Source organism: Sphingobium sp. D43FB (assembly GCF_002312805.1).
Classification (GTDB): domain Bacteria; phylum Pseudomonadota; class Alphaproteobacteria; order Sphingomonadales; family Sphingomonadaceae; genus Sphingobium.
The window spans coordinates 1-532 of record NZ_NMUA01000180.1; the positions used below are offsets into that span (position 1 = coordinate 1).

At 65.6% G+C, this 532-nt stretch carries 1 protein-coding gene; it reads left to right on the forward strand.

What is annotated here, in order from left to right; all coding sequences use genetic code 11:
- The coding region (locus SxD43FB_RS23925; protein ID WP_141249657.1) for an AMP-binding protein at positions 1 to 532 on the forward strand (532 nt) is incomplete at both ends.

Genomic DNA, 532 nt, shown 5'->3' on the forward strand with positions numbered 1-532 from the left:
TGGATCAAGCCTTTCACCACGGTGAAGCAGACCTCCTTCGACGATCACCATGTCGACATCAAGTGGTTTGCCGACGGCACCCTCAACGTTTCCTACAACTGCCTGGACCGTCACCTCGCCGAGCGCGGCGATCAGGCGGCAATCATCTGGGAAGGTGATGATCCGGCCGAAAGCCGCACCATCACCTACCGCGAGCTGCATGAGCGCGTCTGCCGCATGGCCAACGCCATCAAGGCGCTGGGCGTGAAGAAGGGCGACCGCGTCACCCTCTATCTGCCGATGATCGTCGAGGCGGCGGTGGCGATGCTGGCCTGCGCCCGCGTCGGCGCGGTGCACTCCATCGTCTTCGGCGGCTTCAGCCCCGACAGCCTGTCCAGCCGCATCCAGGATTGCGACAGCACGCTGCTGATCACCGCCGACCAGGGCCGCCGCGGCGGCCGCACCGTGCCGCTCAAGACCAATGCGGACGAGGCGCTGAAATCCTGCCCGACGGTGAAGAACGTGCTGGTGGTGCGCAACACCGGCAACGCCG